This is a genomic window from Nodosilinea nodulosa PCC 7104 (assembly GCF_000309385.1).
GTDB lineage: Bacteria > Cyanobacteriota > Cyanobacteriia > Phormidesmidales > Phormidesmidaceae > Nodosilinea > Nodosilinea nodulosa.
Window position 1 is genome coordinate 3,973,261 of record NZ_JH976537.1, and the last position, 20,511, is coordinate 3,993,771.

At 54.4% G+C, this 20,511-nt stretch carries 19 protein-coding genes and 1 pseudogene; 12 read left to right on the plus strand and 8 right to left on the minus strand.

Features of this window, described 5'->3' with window-relative positions; translation table 11 throughout:
• Positions 1 to 217 precede the first annotated feature (217 nt).
• The 3 genes from LEPTO7104_RS34455 (at position 218) to LEPTO7104_RS0118370 (ending at position 2,217) form a co-directional block, all read left to right on the plus strand.
• Complete coding sequence (locus tag LEPTO7104_RS34455) at positions 218 to 523, plus strand: hypothetical protein (RefSeq protein ID WP_017300048.1); 306 nt, start codon at positions 218 to 220, stop codon at positions 521 to 523.
• A 120-nt stretch (positions 524 to 643) separates the two neighbouring features.
• On the plus strand, positions 644 to 1,498 hold the full coding sequence (locus tag LEPTO7104_RS0118365) for a hypothetical protein (protein WP_017300049.1): 855 nt from the start codon (positions 644 to 646) through the stop codon (positions 1,496 to 1,498).
• A 200-nt stretch (positions 1,499 to 1,698) separates the two neighbouring features.
• Complete coding sequence (locus LEPTO7104_RS0118370; protein ID WP_017300050.1) at positions 1,699 to 2,217, plus strand: hypothetical protein; 519 nt, start codon at positions 1,699 to 1,701, stop codon at positions 2,215 to 2,217.
• Positions 2,218 to 2,357: 140 nt separating this feature from the next.
• Here the strand turns inward: LEPTO7104_RS0118370 and LEPTO7104_RS0118375 are convergent, their stop codons facing one another.
• Positions 2,358 to 3,290, minus strand: a complete 933-nt coding sequence (locus tag LEPTO7104_RS0118375; RefSeq protein WP_155523687.1) for a hypothetical protein — start codon at positions 3,288 to 3,290, stop codon at positions 2,358 to 2,360.
• 318 nt (positions 3,291 to 3,608) lie between these two features.
• Complete coding sequence (locus LEPTO7104_RS0118380) at positions 3,609 to 4,511, minus strand: RluA family pseudouridine synthase (protein WP_026072835.1); 903 nt, start codon at positions 4,509 to 4,511, stop codon at positions 3,609 to 3,611.
• Between the two features lie 101 nt (positions 4,512 to 4,612).
• Here LEPTO7104_RS0118380 and LEPTO7104_RS0118390 point away from each other — a divergent pair, with 101 nt between their 5' ends.
• Complete coding sequence (locus LEPTO7104_RS0118390; protein WP_026072836.1) at positions 4,613 to 5,083, plus strand: VOC family protein; 471 nt, start codon at positions 4,613 to 4,615, stop codon at positions 5,081 to 5,083.
• A gap of 101 nt (positions 5,084 to 5,184) precedes the next feature.
• Here the strand turns inward: LEPTO7104_RS0118390 and dxs are convergent, their stop codons facing one another.
• Positions 5,185 to 7,092, minus strand: coding sequence for a 1-deoxy-D-xylulose-5-phosphate synthase (gene dxs / locus LEPTO7104_RS0118395; RefSeq protein WP_017300055.1), 1,908 nt, complete (start codon positions 7,090 to 7,092; stop codon positions 5,185 to 5,187).
• 218 nt (positions 7,093 to 7,310) lie between these two features.
• Here dxs and LEPTO7104_RS34460 point away from each other — a divergent pair, with 218 nt between their 5' ends.
• On the plus strand, positions 7,311 to 7,835 hold the full coding sequence (locus tag LEPTO7104_RS34460; RefSeq protein WP_155523688.1) for a hypothetical protein: 525 nt from the start codon (positions 7,311 to 7,313) through the stop codon (positions 7,833 to 7,835).
• A 530-nt stretch (positions 7,836 to 8,365) separates the two neighbouring features.
• On the opposite strand, the gene LEPTO7104_RS37145 is transcribed toward LEPTO7104_RS34460, so the two are convergent.
• Both LEPTO7104_RS37145 and LEPTO7104_RS38470 read right to left on the minus strand, forming a co-directional pair.
• Positions 8,366 to 9,421, minus strand: coding sequence for a toll/interleukin-1 receptor domain-containing protein (locus LEPTO7104_RS37145; protein ID WP_225887011.1), 1,056 nt, complete (start codon positions 9,419 to 9,421; stop codon positions 8,366 to 8,368).
• 42 nt (positions 9,422 to 9,463) lie between these two features.
• The gene (locus LEPTO7104_RS38470; RefSeq protein ID WP_071527279.1) at positions 9,464 to 10,690 is read right to left on the minus strand and encodes a toll/interleukin-1 receptor domain-containing protein; all 1,227 of its coding nucleotides are present in this window, start codon (positions 10,688 to 10,690) and stop codon (positions 9,464 to 9,466) included.
• Positions 10,691 to 10,820: 130 nt separating this feature from the next.
• Here LEPTO7104_RS38470 and LEPTO7104_RS0118415 point away from each other — a divergent pair, with 130 nt between their 5' ends.
• The 3 genes from LEPTO7104_RS0118415 (at position 10,821) to LEPTO7104_RS0118430 (ending at position 14,107) form a co-directional block, all read left to right on the plus strand.
• A complete protein-coding gene (locus LEPTO7104_RS0118415; protein WP_155523690.1) occupies positions 10,821 to 11,867 on the plus strand; it encodes a hypothetical protein in 1,047 nt (348 codons plus the stop codon).
• Between the two features lie 704 nt (positions 11,868 to 12,571).
• Positions 12,572 to 13,474, plus strand: coding sequence for a GUN4 domain-containing protein (locus LEPTO7104_RS41245; RefSeq protein WP_017300061.1), 903 nt, complete (start codon positions 12,572 to 12,574; stop codon positions 13,472 to 13,474).
• 15 nt (positions 13,475 to 13,489) lie between these two features.
• The gene (locus tag LEPTO7104_RS0118430) at positions 13,490 to 14,107 is read left to right on the plus strand and encodes a GUN4 domain-containing protein (protein ID WP_017300062.1); all 618 of its coding nucleotides are present in this window, start codon (positions 13,490 to 13,492) and stop codon (positions 14,105 to 14,107) included.
• Between the two features lie 24 nt (positions 14,108 to 14,131).
• Here the strand turns inward: LEPTO7104_RS0118430 and LEPTO7104_RS0118435 are convergent, their stop codons facing one another.
• From LEPTO7104_RS0118435 to LEPTO7104_RS0118450, 3 genes are all read right to left on the minus strand, one after another.
• On the minus strand, positions 14,132 to 15,235 hold the full coding sequence (locus LEPTO7104_RS0118435) for a cation diffusion facilitator family transporter (protein ID WP_017300063.1): 1,104 nt from the start codon (positions 15,233 to 15,235) through the stop codon (positions 14,132 to 14,134).
• Between the two features lie 177 nt (positions 15,236 to 15,412).
• Positions 15,413 to 15,943, minus strand: coding sequence for a DNA starvation/stationary phase protection protein Dps (gene dps, locus LEPTO7104_RS0118445; protein WP_017300065.1), 531 nt, complete (start codon positions 15,941 to 15,943; stop codon positions 15,413 to 15,415).
• Positions 15,944 to 16,322: 379 nt separating this feature from the next.
• Positions 16,323 to 16,493, minus strand: a complete 171-nt coding sequence (locus LEPTO7104_RS0118450; protein ID WP_017300066.1) for a PCP reductase family protein — start codon at positions 16,491 to 16,493, stop codon at positions 16,323 to 16,325.
• Positions 16,494 to 16,979: 486 nt separating this feature from the next.
• Here LEPTO7104_RS0118450 and sigC point away from each other — a divergent pair.
• The 4 genes and pseudogenes from sigC to LEPTO7104_RS0118475 all read left to right on the plus strand — a co-directional run.
• A pseudogene (sigC, locus tag LEPTO7104_RS0118455) lies at positions 16,980 to 18,065 on the plus strand (RNA polymerase sigma factor SigC); the annotation flags it as partial.
• A 244-nt stretch (positions 18,066 to 18,309) separates the two neighbouring features.
• A complete protein-coding gene (locus LEPTO7104_RS0118460) occupies positions 18,310 to 18,525 on the plus strand; it encodes a hypothetical protein (RefSeq protein WP_017300068.1) in 216 nt (71 codons plus the stop codon).
• Between the two features lie 21 nt (positions 18,526 to 18,546).
• The gene (locus tag LEPTO7104_RS0118465) at positions 18,547 to 18,885 is read left to right on the plus strand and encodes a cupin domain-containing protein (protein WP_017300069.1); all 339 of its coding nucleotides are present in this window, start codon (positions 18,547 to 18,549) and stop codon (positions 18,883 to 18,885) included.
• 130 nt (positions 18,886 to 19,015) lie between these two features.
• A protein-coding gene (locus tag LEPTO7104_RS0118475) for an ISKra4 family transposase (protein WP_155523613.1) occupies positions 19,016 to 20,079 on the plus strand; the annotation gives its coding sequence in 2 pieces (ribosomal slippage) (positions 19,016 to 19,172 and positions 19,172 to 20,079; 1,065 coding nt in all).
• Positions 20,080 to 20,511 lie beyond the last annotated feature (432 nt).

Consider the following 20,511-nt stretch of genomic DNA (forward strand, 5'->3'; position numbering starts at 1 on the left):
GCCCAAACATTCGCATTTTATGTTTCCTAGTTTACCGTGAGCCTCGACCTCAGAGAAATTTCTCCATCAAGTTGCCAGCCAGTTCACAAACTGCCCAACCTGAACCTTTGAGCTGGAGCAGCCTGATTTAAGATTGTCCCCTGGACAGAATGGTTAAAATGCCTTAATTTGCTGACTGAGTACAATTCTCTATTACATACATCATAAAATCTTGCCCATGAACGCCCCCGTAGACCACGCTAACGTTCAGGCCACTGCTCTACCAGACGGCTTGGTCCCAGAGCCAGCCGTAAGCTCGCAGTCAGATCGAGCCACCAAAACCCCGCTAGCGCGTGAGACAGCTCCTGCTCCTGACGACAAAATTTGCTGGATCGAGCTTCGCCAGGTTCCGTATCCTCCCGATCAGCAGGTCGAGCTACTGCACCTACAGGCGGAAGCGGAGGCTCTATTGTTGCAGTTGCAGGCCATGCACCAGCGGCGGCATCTTTCCCGAGGCGGCGCGATCGAGGCGCCTCAGTCCTAGCTTTAGGGTTTCCCACAGCGGCTTCTCTGTCTTCCCAATTGGAGGCCTAATACTAGCGAAAGTGCGCCACTTTCCAAAGAGTTCGCTAATGTTAGGAGGAAATTGTGGGGAGATGCTGTGATGACCTACTCTGCTCATCCCAGGCAAGCTGGGGAAACCAAACTCAGTGGCCTAGCGAACCGAAAGCTCTATGCGGCCATTTCGGGCGTCTTACTGCTGGCGATCGCGACAGGCGCAGCGATTAAGCTCACAATGGGTAGCTCCGGCGCTCCCGAGGTCGCCGCCGTAGATGCTGTAAACCAGGACCTGAACGCCAAGGGTTCTAGCGCCACTGACGCCGACAGCGCGGCGGTGCCGTTTCAGTCGAAGCCCTTTTTTCAACCTTCGGCACCCCTGCGCTTAGCCGATCCCAGCCTGTTGCGCTCCACCTCTTCCCAGACGCGGGTCGCGGCTGTGACGACTGGCCGTCCGGATCCCTTTGCCTCAGTGGTGCTTCCTGGGCCTAAAATATCGCGCCCTAGCCCGGCGGCCGCCCTGCTCACTCCGGCATCTCCTGCCGCAGTTCAAGGGCTACCGACGGTGCCAGTGGCGGCCACCCAAAACCTGCCGCCCCTGCCCCAGGCCTCCGTCCAGGCGGTGGCGCTGCCCAGTTTGCCCGCTCCTTTTTTGCCGGGTAGCGTTCCCCCCAGCCCCACCGATATTGCGGTCGCACCCACGGGTAGCCCGATCTTTCAGAACCTAGCCGAACAGGTGGTGGTCAGCGGCGTGGTGCAGGTGGGCAGCGGCGTGAGCGTCATTGTGACTGAGCCAGGCAGTACCGTTAGTCGCCGCGTTGTGCAGGGCGATATGCTGGCCGGGGGCCGCATTAAGGTGAAGTCGGTAGACATGTCTGGACAAGAGCCGGTGGTAGTGCTGACCTACGACGGCAAAGATTACACCCGCACTGTTGGAGCTTCCATAGCTAGCTCGCTGTAGCCAGGGGCAAACCAAATAGTCGCGCGATCGCCCCTCAGGTTGAGGGGTCTCCACATCCATTACACTAGAGGGGCGATCGACCGATGAGTTGTAGGCCCAAAACTCCCTAACTTTAGATTGGGTCACATGGAGCTTGGTTCTGGCTGGCTGACCGAAGGCTTACCCAGGTTTGACTGGCGGACTTGACTGAGGGATTGGCTATGGGAAGGGGCGATATAGCGGCTGGCAAAAAGAGAGGGCAGCGATCGCTGGATCTCGGTGGAGCCGATACCTACGATTGCCCGTTTTGTCGCCACGGGCAAATGCAGCCCATGGCCCTGATGGATGCCTATGCCTGTAGTTTTTGTCGCCATATCTTTGATGTCAACCTAGATCAGCAGACGGTCCATGTAGTCGACAGCGTGCAGTCTATGGGCTGGCGTTGGCAGGGGTGGCGCTGGCAGCCTCTATATCAAAGTCGAAGTGATATTACACTCACCCTATGGCTGGTGGGTCTAGCCTTGATCGTTTTTCCGGCAGGAATTGTGGCACTGGGGGGCTATGTCTTTCCCCCCCTGGATGAGAGTGCAGGCATTAATTGGTCAATGGTCTGGGCTATCGGTACCCTAGTTGCCCATGGCACTATGGTTGGCTGGTTGGTAGCTGAACACTACCAGTTCCCGGTTTATGTGATGACTAAGATTCGGCTGCAAAGACTTATCAATCGTCTGCCCGGTTGAGCAATAGCAGCGGAATAGCCGCACCGAGTCTCGCCCAGGACTTCTACCTCCTGAATAGGATGCTCAGCTCTTCCGCCGGGGCGATCGCAGGCCAATTTACCCTGGCAAGGTACGTTCGATTAAGTCACATCGTTAGCTATCTAGCAGCCATGGGGCGCAAACCAAATGAGAGGCGTCGCGGTTTCGCTGCGCCAGCGCACCCAGCCCTCGGCGGTACTTGAACCCGGCAGTGCAGTGCAGCCCTGAGCAGGTTGGGTAACGCGCACCCGTAGCCAGTCGCCATCGAGATCTAGGGGCTGGATAATGCTATTTGGCCCCACCAGTGCCTGTAGCGGGGCATTGCTGGTCGGCGCTAGCCGCATGGGCTGAGATAACCCTGGGCGACGAAACTCAATGCGAGCAGCATGTTTCATAGAGTCATCCCAGGTTTCTATCACAAGGGGCACTGAGCCTAACGCTAATTGGGAGGTGTGAGCCCAGGCCGCCCCGGCAGGTGTGTACTGAAAGCGAAACCAGCCGTCGGGACGAACTTCAAGCACCGGGAACGTATAGATTTGCTGCCCGGTTTTCACCATGGAAAAAGCCGCATCGCGCCCAATGGCCAGAGGTGGGGCATTGTTGGGCACCAGCCAGCCGTTGATGAGCCAGCCCCAGGGAGGGCTTTCGGGGCTGGGATAGATGGGTAGAGCTACCCCCCGCAGCCACCCAGCGCCCATCAAAGAGCTACTGCCAGATCCAGAGGTGGGGTCAGCAGGGCGCAGCTGGCCAATACCGATATCGTCGTTGGGGGCAGGATCTAGATCAATAATGCCAGATTCATCGGGGTCAATGGGTTCTGGAACAGGATTTGGCAGAGGCGGCACCGTCGGGGCAGCGGCCTCTTGTTTAGCGCGAAGCTCGGCGAGGAAAGGGGCAGTGGTACCCGAGGGCTGGGCAATCGGCTGGGGTGCCGCCCCTCCTGGCAAACCGGTAATCGCCAAAAAATTTAGGGCGATCGCCGCGCTGCTGCCGATGGTTCCGAGCGATCGACAAAGGAAGTATCGCAAGGGGGGATAAGGGATACGCTTGACCATGGCAACTGCTAGGGGCAACATCAGTAATCTTTAGCCAGTACGACTGCACCCGAGGTTTGGATGGAGCACAGCCAATTGCAGGGCCGATCGCACAACTCGGCCTGACTTTAGTCAGTATGCCCTCGACCTGGGCATTAGCTTTCTTGACCCCTGTCCCAGCCATCTTGTGCCTGCAGTTCTATAGCCATAGTTACGTTAGCCATAGTCACGTTGGTTAGGAGATCCAGAAACCCTATGAACGTTCAAACGCTTGAACGTTACGTTCATAGAAGACCTGTCTTAACCAGACTGGCTACAGCTATAACTGGCTATCCAAGGCTAAACCGAGCGGCTGCGGAGTACCGCCAGCAGCCTGAGAAAAGGCGGTGGCAGAGGGGCGATCGCCACCACCATTTCCCCCGTCGCCGGATGGCGCAGCTCCAGCCGCTGGGCGTGGAGGGCCTGGCCCGGTAGGTTGACGCCGACATCGCGGCCCGTGCCATAGGTGGGGTCGCCCACAATGGGGTGGCCGATGTGGGCGCTGTGGACGCGAATCTGGTGGGTGCGTCCGGTTTCCAGGCGAAAGCGCAGCAGCGAGAAGTTGCCCAGGCGCTCTTCCACCTGCCAGTGGGTAATGGCGATGCGGCCTTTTTCGAGGGGGACTACGGCATTCTTCTTGCGATCGACGGGATGGCGGCCCAGGGGCGCATCGATGGTGCCAGACTCGGCTTTGGGAGCCCCGTAGACTACCCCCAGGTATTCGCGTCGGGCGGTTTTGGCCTTCATCTGGGCCTGGAGGTCGCTGTGGGCCAGGTCGGTTTTGGCCACCACGATCGCCCCGGTGGTGTCTTTATCCAGCCGGTGCACAATGCCGGGGCGCTGCACGCCGCCGATGCCCAGAAGCTGGTCGCCGCAGTGGGCCAGCACGGCGTTGACCAGGGTGCCGCTCATGTTGCCGGGGGCAGGGTGCACCACCAGCCCGGCAGGCTTATTGAGAATGATCAGGTGCTCGTCTTCGTACAGAATGTCGAGGGGAATGTCCTCGGCGGTGAGTTCTAGGGGGCGAGGCTCGGGGATGGTGAGGTGAATGCGATCGCCCGGCTGCACCGCCTCTTTTTTGTTGGTGCAGAGCTGGCCGTTGAGCTGCACATATTCCCAATCGATCAGCTTTTGAATGCGGTTGCGGGAAAGCTCCTTAACATTGGCGGTGAGCCAGCGATCGAGCCGTTCAGGATCGGGAATGGTGACGGTGAGTTCGAGGGTGTGGTCTGCGATGGCTTGGGTTTGAGCGCGGTAGGATTTCTATAATCCATCATAAACCGTGCTGTTATCGGACAATGCCCATGCGCCCCAGCCCTGCCGCACCCGTTCAAACGACACTGGCTCTCGGTCAGCTCCGCCGCATTCATCACCTGGCGCTAAATGTGAAGGATATGGACGCCTCGCGGCGATTCTACGGCGGCCTGCTGGGTCTGAGGGAGCTGACCGGCGACGAGGTGGACGACACCCTAAAGGAGCTGGTAGCCACCGGCAAGGTGGCTAACTTCGTGCTGCCCGATGGGCTAATTCTAGATTTATTCGGCGCTCCCGACCTGGAACCGCCCGACTCCGACCCCGATAGATCCTTTACCCGCGCCTACCATCTGGCCTTTGACATTGACCCGGCCCAGTTTGATCAGGCGCTGGCGGTGCTGGCGGTAAATGGGGTGGCGATCGCCCACGGCCCCATCACCCGTCCCACCGGACGCGGCGTATACTTCTACGACCCGGACGGCTTTATGGTGGAGATTCGCTGCGACCCGGTCAAATGTTGACCTTAGTTTCGGCTTGCTCCTGCGATCGGCCTGGCTGGGGCCTTTCCCTAAAAAAGCCCCGGCTCTTAAGACCCGGGGCTATGGGTTGATGTGGCTACCTACTATCGCACCAGGGCAGGCTTTTCGACCTGGTAGGTGGCCAGAATGCGCTCGGCCATCTGGGGCGGGGTCAGCCCCAGGGTGGCCTTCGACTGGTCGGGAGAGGCGTGATCCACCAGCACATCGGGCACGCCAATGCGCAGCACCGAGGCAGGAATCTGAGCATCCAGAATGGACTCGGCCACCGCCGAGCCAAAGCCGCCCATCAGGCAGCCTTCCTCCAGCGTTACCACCTTACCGATCTGCTTGGCCAGGGGCAAAATCAGCGCCTCATCCAGGGGTTTGGCGAAGCGGGCGTTGACCACCGTGGCTTCAATGCCGTGCTCGCTGAGGATTTCAGCGGTTTGCATAGCCGGGTAGACCATGGAGCCGTAGCCCAGCAGCAGCACGTCGTCGCCCTGGCGCAGCACCTCGGCCTCGCCGATGGGGAGCGGCTCCCAGCCTTCTTCCATTAGAGGGGCACCGTAGCCGCTGCCACGGGGGTAGCGCATGGCGATCGCACCGTTGGTGTAGTTAATGCCCGTCACCAGCATGCGCTGGAGCTCGGCCTCATCCTTGGGAGCCATCAGCACAATGTTGGGGATGCAGCGCAGGTAAGCGATGTCGTAAAGGCCCTGGTGGGTCGGCCCGTCGGCTCCGACAATACCCGCCCGGTCGAGGCAGAAGAACACCGGCAGCTTTTGGATGCAGACATCGTGGACGATCTGGTCGAAGCCGCGCTGGAGGAAGGTGGAATAAATTGCCGCTACCGGGCGCATGCCCTCGCAGGCTAGCCCCGCCGCTAGAGTAATGGCGTGCTGCTCGGCAATGCCGACATCCACGTACTGCTTGGGCAGCGCCTGCTGGAGCTTGTCTAGCCCGGTGCCGGTGGCCATAGCGGCGGTAATGCCAATGATTTTGGGGTTGTCTTCGGCCAGCTTGATCAGGGTTTCGGCAAAGACCTTGGAGTAGCTGGGCGGCTTGGGCTTGGTGGAGGGCAGGCTCTTGCCGGTGGACAGATTAAAGGGCGATTGGGCATGGTAGCCGACCTGGTCTTTTTCGGCGATCGCGTAGCCCTTGCCCTTGGTGGTGGCCACGTGCACCAGCACTGGCCCCGTGTGCTTGTGGGCTTCTTTAAAGGTGGCGATCAGCTCTTGTAGGTTGTGGCCATCCACCGGCCCCATGTAGGTAAAGCCCAGCTCTTCAAACACGGCCCCTACCTTGGGCACCGCCAGCCGCTTCATGCCTTCCTTGACCCGATCTAGCTCGGGCGACAGCGAGGTACCGACAAAGGGCAGGTGCTTAAACTGCTCTTCCAGGTTGTCGGTGAGAAACTGCACCGGCGGGCTGAGGCGCATTTTGTTCAGGTAGCGCGGAATCGCCCCCACGTTGGGCGAGATCGACATTTCGTTGTCGTTGAGCACCACCAGCAGGTTGGTGTTGGGCAGGTGCCCCGCGTGGTTAATGGCCTCCAGGGCCATACCGCCAGTCAGCGCGCCGTCACCAATGATGGCGGCAACTTTGTAGTCGTCGCCATTCAGGTCGCGGGCCAGGGCCATGCCCAGGGCAGCCGAAATACTGGTGGAGGCGTGCCCGGCCCCAAAGTGGTCGAATTTGCTTTCGCTGCGCTTGAGGTAGCCCGCGACACCATCCTTTTGGCGCAGGGTATGGAAGTCGTGGTAGCGCCCCGTAATCAGCTTGTGGGGGTAGGCCTGATGGCCCACGTCCCAGGTGACTTTGTCGCGATCGAGGTCAAGGGTTTGGTAGAGAGCCAGGGTCAATTCCACCACTCCTAGCCCAGGACCCAAGTGCCCCCCGCTGGCCGCCACGGTTTCCAGATGCTTTTCGCGAATTTGGCGGGCCACATCTTCGAGTTGGCGAAGGGATAGACCGTGGAGTTGATTGGGGTGAGTTATGTCACTCAGGTGCATACTGCCTTAACCTCTGCATCACGAAATTGAGTTTTTCCTGCTACTCTTCACTGTAGAAGATTCAACGCCCAGAAACATTGGGCCAGGCAGACATTGCTTCAAATTCAATGCTGCCTAGGCTAAATTAAAAGAGCTAATCCTCTGTAATTAATTGATCAACAGACTGTAACCGCTGATTACGCCCGTTAACCAACCGATATAACCTTTAACGTTCTGTTATGGTTTATTTTCTAGCTTCTGCCTCCCGTCGCCAGTGCTTTGCAATACCGTTTGCCCTAATTGCCGGTTTGGCAACGCCCATGGTACTGCTCTCTGCCCCCAGGGCGATCGCAAACGACTTTGAATCCTGTACAAGCAGCCTAGTTGGGGCTGGCATTGACTCGGCCTCAGCCGCTGGAGCCTGCGGCAAGGCGCTGCACCCAGACGATCTTTCCAGCTGCACCCTCGACGTTACCCGCAGCGCCGATGTAGAGGCCGGACAGGCCCTCGTAGCCTGTCAGAGCGATCGCCGCCCCAAGGAGCTGGCGATCTGCGTTGGCAACATTCACCGGGGGTTAGCGGTCGACGACTCCACCGCCGTGCTCAACAACTGCCGCCGCAGCACGCTGCCCATGCGCTTTGCCGACTGCGTGGTCGGCGTTGCCAGCGCGGCCACCCTGAGTGCAGCCGACTCAATGGCCCAGTGCAGCGCCGCAGGCTACCGCCCAGAGGATGTAGCACCCACGTTTATATTCTCTCGCTAGCGCTGCTCCGGGACCGTGACCCTAAGGCCGCCATGCAGTCAGGAGCATCGTTCTCTTTCGCATGTCAGGTGATCATGCTCACTTGCCTGAGCCGAGATGAAGAGTCACCAGTACAGCAAAACAGGGCCTCTAGACTATCCATAGGACAGCCTGCTGAATAAGTGGCAAGGTTCAACTTTTTGCAGTAACGGTCCCCTGAGCGGAGTCGTTGGCGTTCGCGAAGCGAGTGCTGGGCACTCAGTCGCCCTAGAGGGGCTAGGAGATATATTGGGTGGGTTCTGGCTTTCTCCCTCTGGGAGACGTTCCAGGTTGGCGCAACCGGCCGAAAGGCTTACGACTTCGCTCAGCCAGCATAGCTCTAGGAATGCTTGCCATTTACAAAATGGTGCGGCTTCTTCACGATCGCTGAAAGCTTTGATTGATAAGGGTTGCGGTACTTGGCCTATTTGGCATTTAATGCCCCCGATCTGCGCACTTGGGTTTTACTTTTCAGCTTTCAAAGCCCCTCCTTTCCTTGTCCTGAACTCAGATTATTGGGGTAAATTCCCATGGCGCTCTTCCCACTCTTTGATAATTTGATACTCAATTTTAATGGCCTTCCACCGGGGTAGTTTCAAATTGTGGTGCAGCCGTCTCAAATGGCTAATAACTCTTCGATCTAGGGTTAGTGCCGTGGCCTGTCCATGAGGTTTGGAGTTTGCTGCTAAACTGCTGCCATGGTAGTCAACCAACTGTCTAACGGCTGATGTGTAGCGATGATAAGGCTGCTGGGCTCCCTCTTGAATGCGTTTAGTTGTCTCCCTGGTGAGGCGCAGATGCTGACGGAGAGCCTCAAGGTAGATCTGGCTAACAGGATCAATTTGTCCATCGCTGCTCTCAAGGCAGTAGCGCACTTCATGTCGATATTGATCTTGCCACACCAGTTCATCATCTGAAGGGCTCGAAAGAGTTTTAGGTAACTCTAGGGGGCTGCCTTCAATCAGACGATCTAACTCTCGCACTAACCGCTGTCTATCTTCATGAAATGCTTTAGAGCTAATACGAATACCGTTAAGATACGGCAGATCTTTGAGGCTTTCGGGTAGCTCATCCTCTCCAGGCATCTTCACCCCATCGATTAAAATGGGTACGACACTGACATTACTAATATTCCTGAAAGCCAAGGCCTCTTCCAGTTCTATTCTGACCCAGTCACAGGGCCTATTCCAATCGCCACCGCTTAAACCAGAGGCTGTAATGCTTTTCAGCCAATCTGCTGCAATAATCGGTAATACAACGGCACACTGGCTGATACTATCTCTGATGAATTTACGCAGATCTTCCCCCTTCGGAATGCTTTTCTCATCTAAGAAAATAGCGTCCTTGCCGTAGGTTTCTTCTAGATATTCGTGAATTCTACTCGTAATAGGTTGACTATCGCGACGACGGTAGGAAAGAAAGATAATTGGCATGTCTTGCCCATTGCTGACTGATAAACCATCTTTGACGAAGTCCTCAACCCATCGCGGGAAGGGACTTTCAGGCGATGCAAATTCCTGCTCTGCATTCAACAACTTGAAACCCTTCTCCTGCAAGGGTTTTAGCAACTCCTAGGCAAACTTTTGTCAGTCAATTAGGACATCTGCACCTTAAGCTGAAAAGTATTGATAAATTATTGGCAAATAGAATCGGCGTACATATTCTTCAGGATGATGCATTAACCATTTAATTTCATTCGGATATTGACAGGCAATTTTTACCAAATATTCATAATGCCAAATTATGATTCGGCATCTAACTTGTACAATCACCTTCTGGTTCAATTGAAGATAGAATTCATGACAATGCTTTTCAGGATTGCGTTTTAACTGCTCTATTTCATTTGAGTAATTATCGCTGAGACTAATCAGATATTTATAATAAAAGATTAGAATTTGCCACCTAAGGTAAGTGGTCTGGCCCCTATCTTTGACTGTTTCTTTGTCTCGCCATTCCTCGAAAAGCTGACTTTCAATCACTCGAACAGCATTTTTTGACAAACCCATATTTTGGTGAAGTCTTCTCAAGTAGCTTTGAGACTTAGAATCTAGCAGCATTCTAAATGAGTCAGGTAAAGGAATATGCTGGGATCTTGAAGTTGAATCAATCATTTTTCTGGCGGCCTCTTTATATCCGTGATATGCCGAGTTTCTTGAGCCCCAAATTTTTCGAGCATATTCATGATTAAAACCTAAATACTGCCTAAGATGTGTTAAATAAATTTCGCTTGTGAAATCAGATCTAACTATTTTACTTTCGATGCAATATTGAGCTTCATTCTCAAATTGAATTGTCCTAAGGTTCTTGTCATGCCAGTTATTCCCACGAATTTCTTTTTGGATCGGTATCTCCGAACCTCCAATTTTTCTATCTAAAGTTCTAAAAAGATGACGTATACCTTCCGCAAAGTCTTCAGAGCTAAAAACGAAAGCATTTCGATAAAAAAGATTTTTTAGATCTTGTGGAAATAATTCAATCCTTGGTTTTACTCGTTTTTCAAAATCGATGTCAATCAGTAATGGAATTACGCGATTATCACCGAGAGACAGAGCTTCCTTTAGCTCTAAAGCAACCCAGTCCCGAGGATTTTCCCAGTCACCAGAATTAGATCTTATAGATATTATCTTTTCCAAACATTCAGGCCCCATTATTGGGAGAAAAATCTCACATCTAGATAGAGAGTCTCTTATAAAATCTCGAAAATCTTCACCTCTTGGAATGCTTTTTTCATCCAAGAAAATTGCTTCATCTCCATATCTTTTTGTTAATTCGCCGTGAATTCTTAAAGTTGCTTCTCGAGCAGTAGAGCGACGATAAGAAAGAAACACAAGAACCATATAAGAATCCCTCAACTCAACGATTTTGAATCAGCTTAATAAAAATTATTGCTCACTCTGTCGCCTCTTTAGGTTAAGTTGTTATACTCAGGAACTTAATGATTTGAAATTTTTCTGCTTTTTATTTAAAATGACTAGAAGCTATGGTCCGATTAAGATGTTCAAACTCTCAGTTAAAGCTCTTGGTCAAGAGTCAGGGCCTGAAGCGACAAACATCGGGATTCGACTATTACACAATAGCCTTCGTGAATTGAGAAGTCTAGAGCAAGCAAAATTTACTCTTCTTCCTCCTTTTGGAGGCTCACACATGGAAGTCACACAAGATTTCGATCTAGAAGAAGTATTGTATTCTGGACTACAAATTGAGGCACCCCTTGATGGCTTCAGACTTATTCTTAGGAGCTTGAAGAATTGGTTAGGTCGTGTTTCCCAAAGATTCCTCTTCACACTAGAATTGTCGCAATCTTTTCTTATTACGCTCCAGACCAATCAGATTGAGCCTCTTGTGCAATTGCTCATCCTTGGGGAGTATTTGCTACCAGCTCACGATACTTATTTGAATAAAGCCGAGGCCTATATTGATAGTTTTGGCGAGCTAACTCCGTGCATAAAGGCTAATCTTAATCTGATTGGATATAGAATGAAGATTTCTGATGTCGAAGCTAAAAATCTGAACACTAGAGTTATGGAACCTCTTAAAGACTTGGAAGAAAAATATTCGAACTTTCGCCAGGAATTGCTGCTCGTAAGCGATGAGGAAAGTCTTTTGGATGATAAATTTTGGAATTCGATGAAGCAAAGAGCTAGTGTCATAAGGCTGCCTGAAGTTGATTTCGACTTTTTGATGGCGGAGCGTCAGAAAGAACTTCGCGAGGAATATGAATCTAATAAAAGAAAAATAGCTGATGAATTAGATCTTTACAGGAAAAAACAAGAAAATTTGACACGATACTGCAAGGCATTTGAGGATCTCATTCTTGACTTTATTAAGAATGATGCCTTTGACGATGATCCATTAGCTATGTGCCAAGAAATAATAGATGAAATCGAGTTAAGGGAATTTGGTCGAGGAAGATTGAGTGAAATCCGAAGCTTTTACAAAGATATTCCTGTTGAGCTCAACTTGTTAGAAAAAAGAGTTATAAGTGAAATATGTCTTCTCCTTTCATTCTTTTGATTTGCTTGATATTAAGCAATATTTTGGCTAAATTTAGACCTAGTTTTGTTATTTGAGTTGGAGGATTTAACTTGGCAAAAGAAGTAATTGTCTTGATTAAAATAGTCGACTCTGGCCTTACTAACGATGATGTTGTTGGCGAAGTTCAATACCTTATTGAAGATCTACGCGATCTTGATGGGATGAGCCAAACTAGGTTTTATGTGGTAAATGAAATAAGGGATTCTGATGAGATAAGAGTGGGTATTCGATTTGAAGTTAGTTCCACTGAAAACTTTAGATCCGTTATAAAAAGGCTTAGGGATCGGCTTTTTTATAACCCAATAGAAACACGTTTTTTGTTTCAATTTAGCGATTTGAAACTTCAAATTCAGACTCATAAGGCAGAAGATTTGATAGGCCTGATGTCAGCTATCCAAAGTGGTTACTTATTCCCACCCCAATATAATTATTTTTTAGAGGTCGAAAAATGTATTCATACGCATTATCATCTATCTAACGTAGATATCAATAACCTGAAGCTAATCGGGCAACGTTTGGGATTAACTCAAGAGCAGGCTCATGATCTTAATGACGAAGTTGCAGGAAAATATAAAACTAGAGAAGAAAAGCATAATTATTTTGAGAAGATCACATTTGAGGAGTTCATGTATTTTAGAAGAATGAGGGAAAGTTACTCCTTTGCTTCTAAGGATCGTTGGCCGATGTTAGAAGAACTGGCTGAGAATTTAGGCTTGCCAAAATCCGAGGCTGAGCTCATATACAAACACTATTACAAAGACTACAACGAAGATATCAAATTAAAAAGTGAGCAGCAGCTTGCCAAAGCTTCTCAAGAAGCTGAGTCAAAAGCCAAGGCCGAGCGGCAAAAACAGGCTCAGCAGGCTCAAGAATGGCGCGATCAGTACCGATCGCTGTGTCGCGAGGCGATGACTAGCAATATTTACCCATCCGAATACGACCAAGGTCGATTAGACCAGGCCCGTCGCCTGCGAAACATTTCAGTTGATGAGGCAATATCGATCGAGGTCGAGGTGCGCGATGAACTGCACGGCGGTATTCAATCTGCCGCCGGGGTCGACTACAGCCGTCTGCGCAACCTGCTGCACCAGCAGGCCTGGCAAGAGGCCGACATGGAAACCGAAGCCGTTATTCTCAAAGCCCTCGATCGCGATATGCAGCCCGCTACTGCGGCCACGGTGCAGCGGTTGTCAGCGGTGGATGTCGCCACCATCGACGGCCTGTGGAGCCGCTACAGCAGCGGACGCTTTGGGTTTAAGGCCCAGCAGCAGGTCTACCGAGCCCAGCAGCAAATTCAGCAGGACGATCGCCAGCGATTGCTCGACTTTCAGCAGGCGCTGGGCTGGCGCGAGGCGCCCTCTCTGCTTTATCAGGGCTATAGGCCCTACCACGATCTAAACTTTAGCCTTGAGGCGCCCCAGGGACACCTGCCCACCTGGCGGTGGAGCTGCCCCAGCCTGAGCGATCGCTACAAGCCCAGCCTTGAAGTCATAGCCGCCGTCATTCAGCACCTCAACGGGTGCATGCTCCTGGAGGCTGCGGCGACGCCAGCTCTCGATCCAGCGTTCCCCACCCAGCTTGCCTAACCGGAGGCCTAACCCATGCTCGCCAGCGCTATGACCACCGACTTAGAAGAAAGCCTCAGCGAGCTCAGCCTGTTGCTCTACGAAGAAGACTGGAAAGCTGCGGATCGGCTGACTACCGATCTGCTTCTCAGGGCCGTGGCCCACAGCCCAGGCAACTCAGCAATACCGTCCCGCGAGGAAGTTCAGCGCCATCGGCTGCACCTGGCCACGGAGACCTTGGCGACTCTGCCCTGCCCGCTGCTCAACGCCCTTGACGACTGCTGGCAAAGCGCTAGCGGTGGACATTTCGGTTTTTCAGCCCAGCTGCAAGTCTATGCCGACATTTTAGAAACCGTAGCGTTTGACCCAGCCCTGCGCAACTGGTCTATGCCCCATCCCTTTTTTGAAGAGGTGGGATGGCTAATGCTATTTCCGCTGCGGCCTGTGGGCTTCCTGAAATTTTACAGCTGGCTAGATTTTGACCTTGACGCTCCCATGGGCCACCTGCCGGCGCTGTGGTACTGGCGAGTGCCGCGCTTGGCCTCTCTTCAGATGGGCGGCTTTTTAACCGGACAGGGGGCGTGCTTTGGCGATCTGTCCCGCCTCGACGCCATGATGCTGCGACTGTCCCGCTGCCATCAGCTGGGCGGCTAGGGCAAAAGTGAGTCCCAGAGAAACTTAGCTATCTAAAATTGCTTCAACCATCTTTTGCAGGGGCGCTGGTTCGAGACGTCGCTGGGGCTGCACCTGGATGGTGACTTCGGCCAGGTAGGGCAGCTGTCGGTGCAGGTGAGCACTGACCTGAGCGGCGATCGCACCTCCCCCCGCCACCGACAGATCCCCGTCCACGCCCAGGGCCACCTCTCCATACAGTCGATGGCCCAGCCATCGTCCCTTCACCAGGGTCACGGTCACCGGGGCCTCTGGCGCGGCAGCGGCTACCCCGTGCTCTACTTCATGGCGCAGGCGATCGAGCACCTCTGGCTCAATTCCATCCAGCAGCCGGGTAAATACCGTCTGGGTGGACTGCCCCACCACCCGCAGCAGCACCAGGGTAATGATCAACCCCATGGCTGGGTCGGCCCAGGGGTAGCCCAGCCCCACCCCCACCGCGCTGACCAGTACCGCCAGGCTAACCAGCCCATCGGCCCGAGCGTGCAGCCCATCGGCCACCAGCGCGGCGCTGCTGATCTCACGCCCCACCCTTAGGCGAAACAGAGCTACCACCTCATTGCCAACAAAGCCAACGATCGCCGCCGCCGCCAGCGCCCCCAGGTGATCTAGGGGTTGGGGATGGCGCAACCGCTCAATCGATTCGTAGCCGGTGAGCAGAGCGCTACAGAAAATGACCGCTACGATCGCCAGCCCGGCCAGATCCTCCGTGCGACCATAGCCGTAGGCAAAGCGGGCCGAAGGCCTGGCGCGCGCCAGCAGAAAGGCCACCCCCAGGGGTAACGAGGTCATCGCATCGCCCACGTTGTGAATCAGATCGGCCATTAGGGCAACGCTGCCCGATAGGGCAAAAACGACGGCCTGGGCGATCGCCGTTATCACCAGCCCTATAAACGACAACTTCACAGCCCACAGCCCTCGCTCCGAGGCGGCTATTTCGGGATCTACGGCCCCGTGGGTGTGCCCGTGCCCGTGGGAATGCCCATGCCCATGAGTGTGCCCGTACCCATGGGTATGATTCTCGGCGGTAGAGCTGACCAGGTCGATTTCTACCGAAACCGTGTTGCCGATCGCATTGGAGCCGGAAGGGGGGGAAGCCGGATTAGGCATAGGTAAGAAAAGAGCGACTGAAGCGCTATGGTACCTGCTCAAGACCGGGCCTTACCACAGAAGATGTTAAGACTGCGGCTGGCCTGTCCCAAAAACATCGGCCTGAACGACAAAGCCGAGGAGACAGCGGCCGCTATCTCCCCGGCTATAGACTAGCTGTGACTGGCGGCTTAATGCCTAGCCTCGGTCAGATTTCTTAACCAGGTGGGCTTCCAGGAACCACAGACGCATGTCGATGGTGCGAGAAACCTCAGTGTATAGATCCGCCGTGTCGGCATCGCCCAGGTCATCGGTAGCGCCAATGGCTTCGCGCACGTGCTTACCGTAGGCGGCAAAGCGCTCGGCTAGCGCAGTGACATGCTCAGCGCCCTCGACGGCATCGACCGGGTACTCGGGCAAAATGGACTCGGCTGCGGCCATGCGAGCCGTACCCATAGCTGTGCCGCCCAGGGCGGTAACACGCTCGGCCACCAAGTCGACGTAGCCTTCTAGCTCCCCCGCCAGCTCGTCAAACAGCTCATGTAGCTGGTAAAAATCCATGCCCTTCACGTTCCAGTGGGCCTGCTTCGTCTGAGTTTTCAGATCGAGGGTTGCGGCCAGGGTTTGATTTAAGATCGCACAAATCTGCGATCGCACGTCGGCAGACATATCGATGCGGGTGGGGTAAAACCCGCGCTTGGTCTTAGTTTTTTCAGCGGTTGCAACCATAGGGCCTCTCTTTGTTCTGTCAATTGAAGGTCTGTCAATCGGACGGATAACCAACAAATCTGTGATGCTGCCTGCGGGCCTGCTGTTGAAAATCCTAGCACTATGGCCCCGGCTCTCCATAAATCATACTCGTTATGAGTACGACTTGCAACCCATTGCCCAGACACTTGAACGTCAATCTACTAGCATCGATCTGCCAGCCCGCACTATGCATCTATTCACGCATTACGCATTATCAAGGTGACAGCCGTAGGGCTTTGCGGTAGTCTGCATCGCCGACCCATGCCATCAGAAAAGGCTGCTCAGCGCATCCGTTAGCATAGCGCTGCCAGGGCTGGCCTACCTGTATCTAGCGGCAGAATTGTTGGGATGCTCGGGGCTACTGGCCAAACTCCAGCCGCACCTGCTCCACCAGATCGGCTGTAACGGTCTCAGCCTCAGCTTCACGGGCTACATCCTCAATCCGTTTGCGGGCCTGGGCGCGGACAAAAAACGGAATATTTTTAAGCTTGGCCTGGGCGTCTGCCGTCCAGGGAAGACCGTTAACCATTAGCGAAGTCCGCTCCCAATTGCAACGAATGCCCTAATCCTATACGGCGCTTCGGGGTCAATGTAAGGTTTTTGCCAAGGTGTAACGTTTCATCGGGAATTACGGCAAGGGGAGGCGTAGATTATGGTGTCGGTTGGCCTCAGCCTCCCCCATGCCGTCGATCGCCTGCCGTCGGTTGCTGCGATCGCCCCTGACCGCCCAGCGCTGGAACTCAGGCCCCTGTTCTAAAGTCCTGGCGGTTTGGGAACAATAAGCCCAGGTTGGCAATGGCCTATCGGCACAGGTTCAGACACGTTACTAGAGAGCGTCATGGTAGCAACACCCCACTACAGAACAAACGAAGCCTCCGCCCTGCCCGATCAGGAGCTTGATCTCCCCGCCCTGGGAGATGAGGACGAAGGGGCCGCCCTGCCTCTCCATGACTTCTCCCCCGTCGACTCTGAGGACAGCGATTTTGAGGCCGACACGGCAGAGGTGCTGAAGGGGCGTCGCACCACCGACCTGGTTCGCCTCTACCTGCAAGAAATTGGCCGCGTGCGCCTGCTAGAGCGCCACGAAGAGGTTGCCGAGGCCCAGTGCGTGCAGAGCTATATGCAGCTGCTAGAGGATCTGACTCAGGCCGCAGGGGCCAACGGTGGCATCCTAGCGATCTACAGCAACCTGCTCAAAACCCGCGATCGCCTCTCGTCGCAGCTGGGCTATCGCCCCTCCCTAGAGCGCTGGGCGGCCGAGGCGGAGGTTCCCATTGCTGACCTCAAGCCCACCCTGGCCGCAGGCAAGCGGGCCTGGGCGGAGCTCAGCCAGCTCACCGTACCCGAGCTAGAGAAAGCCATCGCCGAGGGCATTCGCGCCAAAGAGCACATGATCAAGGCCAACCTGCGCCTGGTGGTGTCGGTGGCCAAAAAATACCAGAACCGGGGTCTGGAGCTGCTCGATCTGATTCAAGAGGGCACCCTGGGCCTGGAGCGAGCGGTGGAAAAGTTTGACCCCACCAAGGGCTACCGCTTTAGCACCTACGCCTACTGGTGGATTCGCCAGGGCATTACCCGCGCGATCGCCACCCAGAGCCGCACCATTCGCCTGCCGGTCCACATCACCGAAAAACTCAACAAAATCAAAAAGGCCCAGCGCAAGCTCTCCCAGGAGAAAGGCCGCACCCCCTCCATCGAAGATATCGCCCGCGAGCTCGACATGACTGCCGCCCAGGTGCGCGAAGTTCTGCTGCGCGTACCTCGGGCCGTTTCCCTCGAAACCAAGGTGGGCAAAGACCGCGACACCGAGCTGGGCGATCTGCTGGAAACCGACTGCATGTCCCCCGAGGACATGCTGATTCGTGAGTCGCTGCGCCGCGATTTGCAGCAGCTGATGGCCGACCTCACCACCCGCGAGCAGGATGTGATCAATATGCGCTTTGGCCTTGGCGACGGCACCCCCTACTCCCTGGCCGAAATTGGCCGCGCCCTAGAGCTATCCCGCGAGCGAGTGCGTCAGATTGAGTCTAAGGCACTGCAAAAGTTGCGCCAGCCCAAGCGCCGCAACCGCATCCGCGACTATCTAGAAGCCCTGAACTAAAAACTCTCGGCAGAGAATTGCAGGCCTGGGGCAAGTTCACAGATTGTGAACTTGCCCCAGGCCGTGTTTTTTTGCGCTTTTGCCAAGGTGAGTAAGGCAGGCTGCCCACGCGGTGCGACCTGCCGCAGCGCCACTGTGGCTCCACCTATGTTCTGTGTCCTGCTATATGTAGAGCCGTGAAGTAAACAAGGCTTACAATTTCCCGCCGCCCTACAATTGGCTTATCCTTTACCAGCTTGAATCTATGTCTATAGAAACCATTGGCAGCCCGCCCCCCGAGGCCGATCAGGTGCGGTCTGTGTTAGAGCAACAGCTGCCGGACATCATCGCCAGTTTTAATCAGGTGCTGCGAGACCAGTACGGCATTACGGGCGTCAGCGTGGGCGGGTTTACCGTGGTGCCAGAGAGCGCTGTGCCCTCTAAGGTTACCTGTGATCAAGACGGCTGCTCTATCAATTAGGGCTGTGCCGTCATCCCCCTTATGGCCTCAGCCCCCCAGCCTGCCAACCTGTTAAAGCTGCCCGACCTGCTGCCAGCGGTGGAGATGGTTACAGCGTTGTTTGAAACCGCTCATGTGCGGGTTGAGCGCATTGTTTCGAGCGGACAAACAACACCTCCTGGCGACTGGTATGACCAAAACCAGGCGGAGTGGGTGGTGCTGTTGCAGGGCAGCGCCAGGCTTACCTACGAGGATGGCACCGCCCTGGCGATGGGGGCAGGGGATTACGTACTGATCCCGGCCCACGTGCGCCATCGGGTCGACTATACCAGCAGCCAACCGCCCTGCATTTGGCTAGCGGTGCACAGTATCGATGGGTAAATTGATGGCTACTTGTGGCGATCGCAGCCTCAACCGCCGTTGGTAAAGGGCAAGATAAATGGGGAGCATCCCACTTTCGCGAAAACAGTGTCAGGGGGAGAATAGAGGGGTAGCTCAGGGACGACTCACCATGACCCCCGAAGACCAAAAGCGATTGGAAGCTTGTACAGCAGAGATTGCCGAGATTTTGTACCGCAATAGCAACCGAGACAGGCTCGATAGTCTGGAAAGCATTGAGCAAACCGTGCGACAGCAGATGCTGGAGGAGGTCAGCCCTCGAGTCGCCGTTTTTTTGTCAACCAGCAAGCCTACCCGGCCCGAGGCCGGGTTCGCCGACTGAAGAGTTTGGTGGGTTTCCTCCAGATTCGTCAAAGCCAGGCAGAACAGTTAGGCGTAAAGGCTTACAGCCGTCTCAGTGGTGGCCTAGAGAAAGCCAACTTACGCTTAAGTGCTAACGAATCGTTTCAAGGTGCAGAGGATGACATCGCGGCCCTGACCGGGATGAAGGTCGGGCACTCGACCCAACAACGCCTGGTGGGGCGTCAGTCGTTCGAGTCTGCCGAGGCCAAACAAGGCGTCAGTGAGGTCAGCATTGATGGCGGCAAAGTCCGTCTGCGTGACCTGGTGGAGTCCACCAGCCCGTGGCGAGACTACAAAGCGGTGCGGGTGCAAGGGATCTACTACAACGCCTTCTTCCAGGACAATGAGAGCTTGATTGACTATCTCAGCGCTCAGCGATTGCTCTCCCCGCTGGTCTGTCTGGGCGATGGTCACGCTGGGGTGTGGAATTTGTTTAGTCAACTCACCACCGTTGAGACCCGTTGGGAAATCCTCGATTGGTATCACCTCAAAGAAAACCTCTACAAAGTCGGTGGGTCGCTCAAGCGCTTAGCGGCGGCGGAAACGCTGTTATGGCAAGGTGAGGTGGCGTCTGCCCAGGCCCTCTTTGCGGACTGTCGGCGCAAGCAAGCCCGCAACTTTGAAGCTTATCTGAGCACCCATCGGGCTCGCATCGTGAATTATGGAGCCTATCAGAGTGAGCAACTCTGCTCCATTGGTTCAGGAGCCGTTGAGTCGGCTGTCAAACAGATTGGGCGACGTCTCCAAATCTCGGGTGCCCGCTGGAATACGGCCTCCGTCAATGCAATGTTGAGTCTGCGCTGTGCCTACCTCAATGGTCAACTCGCAAGTTGACTATTTTGTCGAAAGTGGGATGCTCCCAGATAAATGTACCTAAACGACTGGATTAATGGCGCTTTCAATCTGGATATAAAGCACCATTAATCCAGTGTTAACTATCGTTTCATCAACTAGGCTAACTTTGACGAAAAAGCTATATTGAATGTGGAGCCGATGAGGCTTCCCTGGCAGATAAAACAGCCAATGGTCCACACACAAAAAGGAGTGAAAGCGCTGTTGATTTCACATCTGTCTCGTCTAAACAGCAGCACCCAAGACATCATTCAACCCTTCCTGTAGTAAGCAGACGGGAGTTATTGGAAGCAGTAATCTATTCTCTAGCTAGAGGGTAAACTAAGCTTTTCATCTCCATAAAGGCTCGACTCAATTTGGGAAGTTCTTTGAATTAAGACGTTGGGTGCTGTTGCTTTTAAATAACGCCTATAG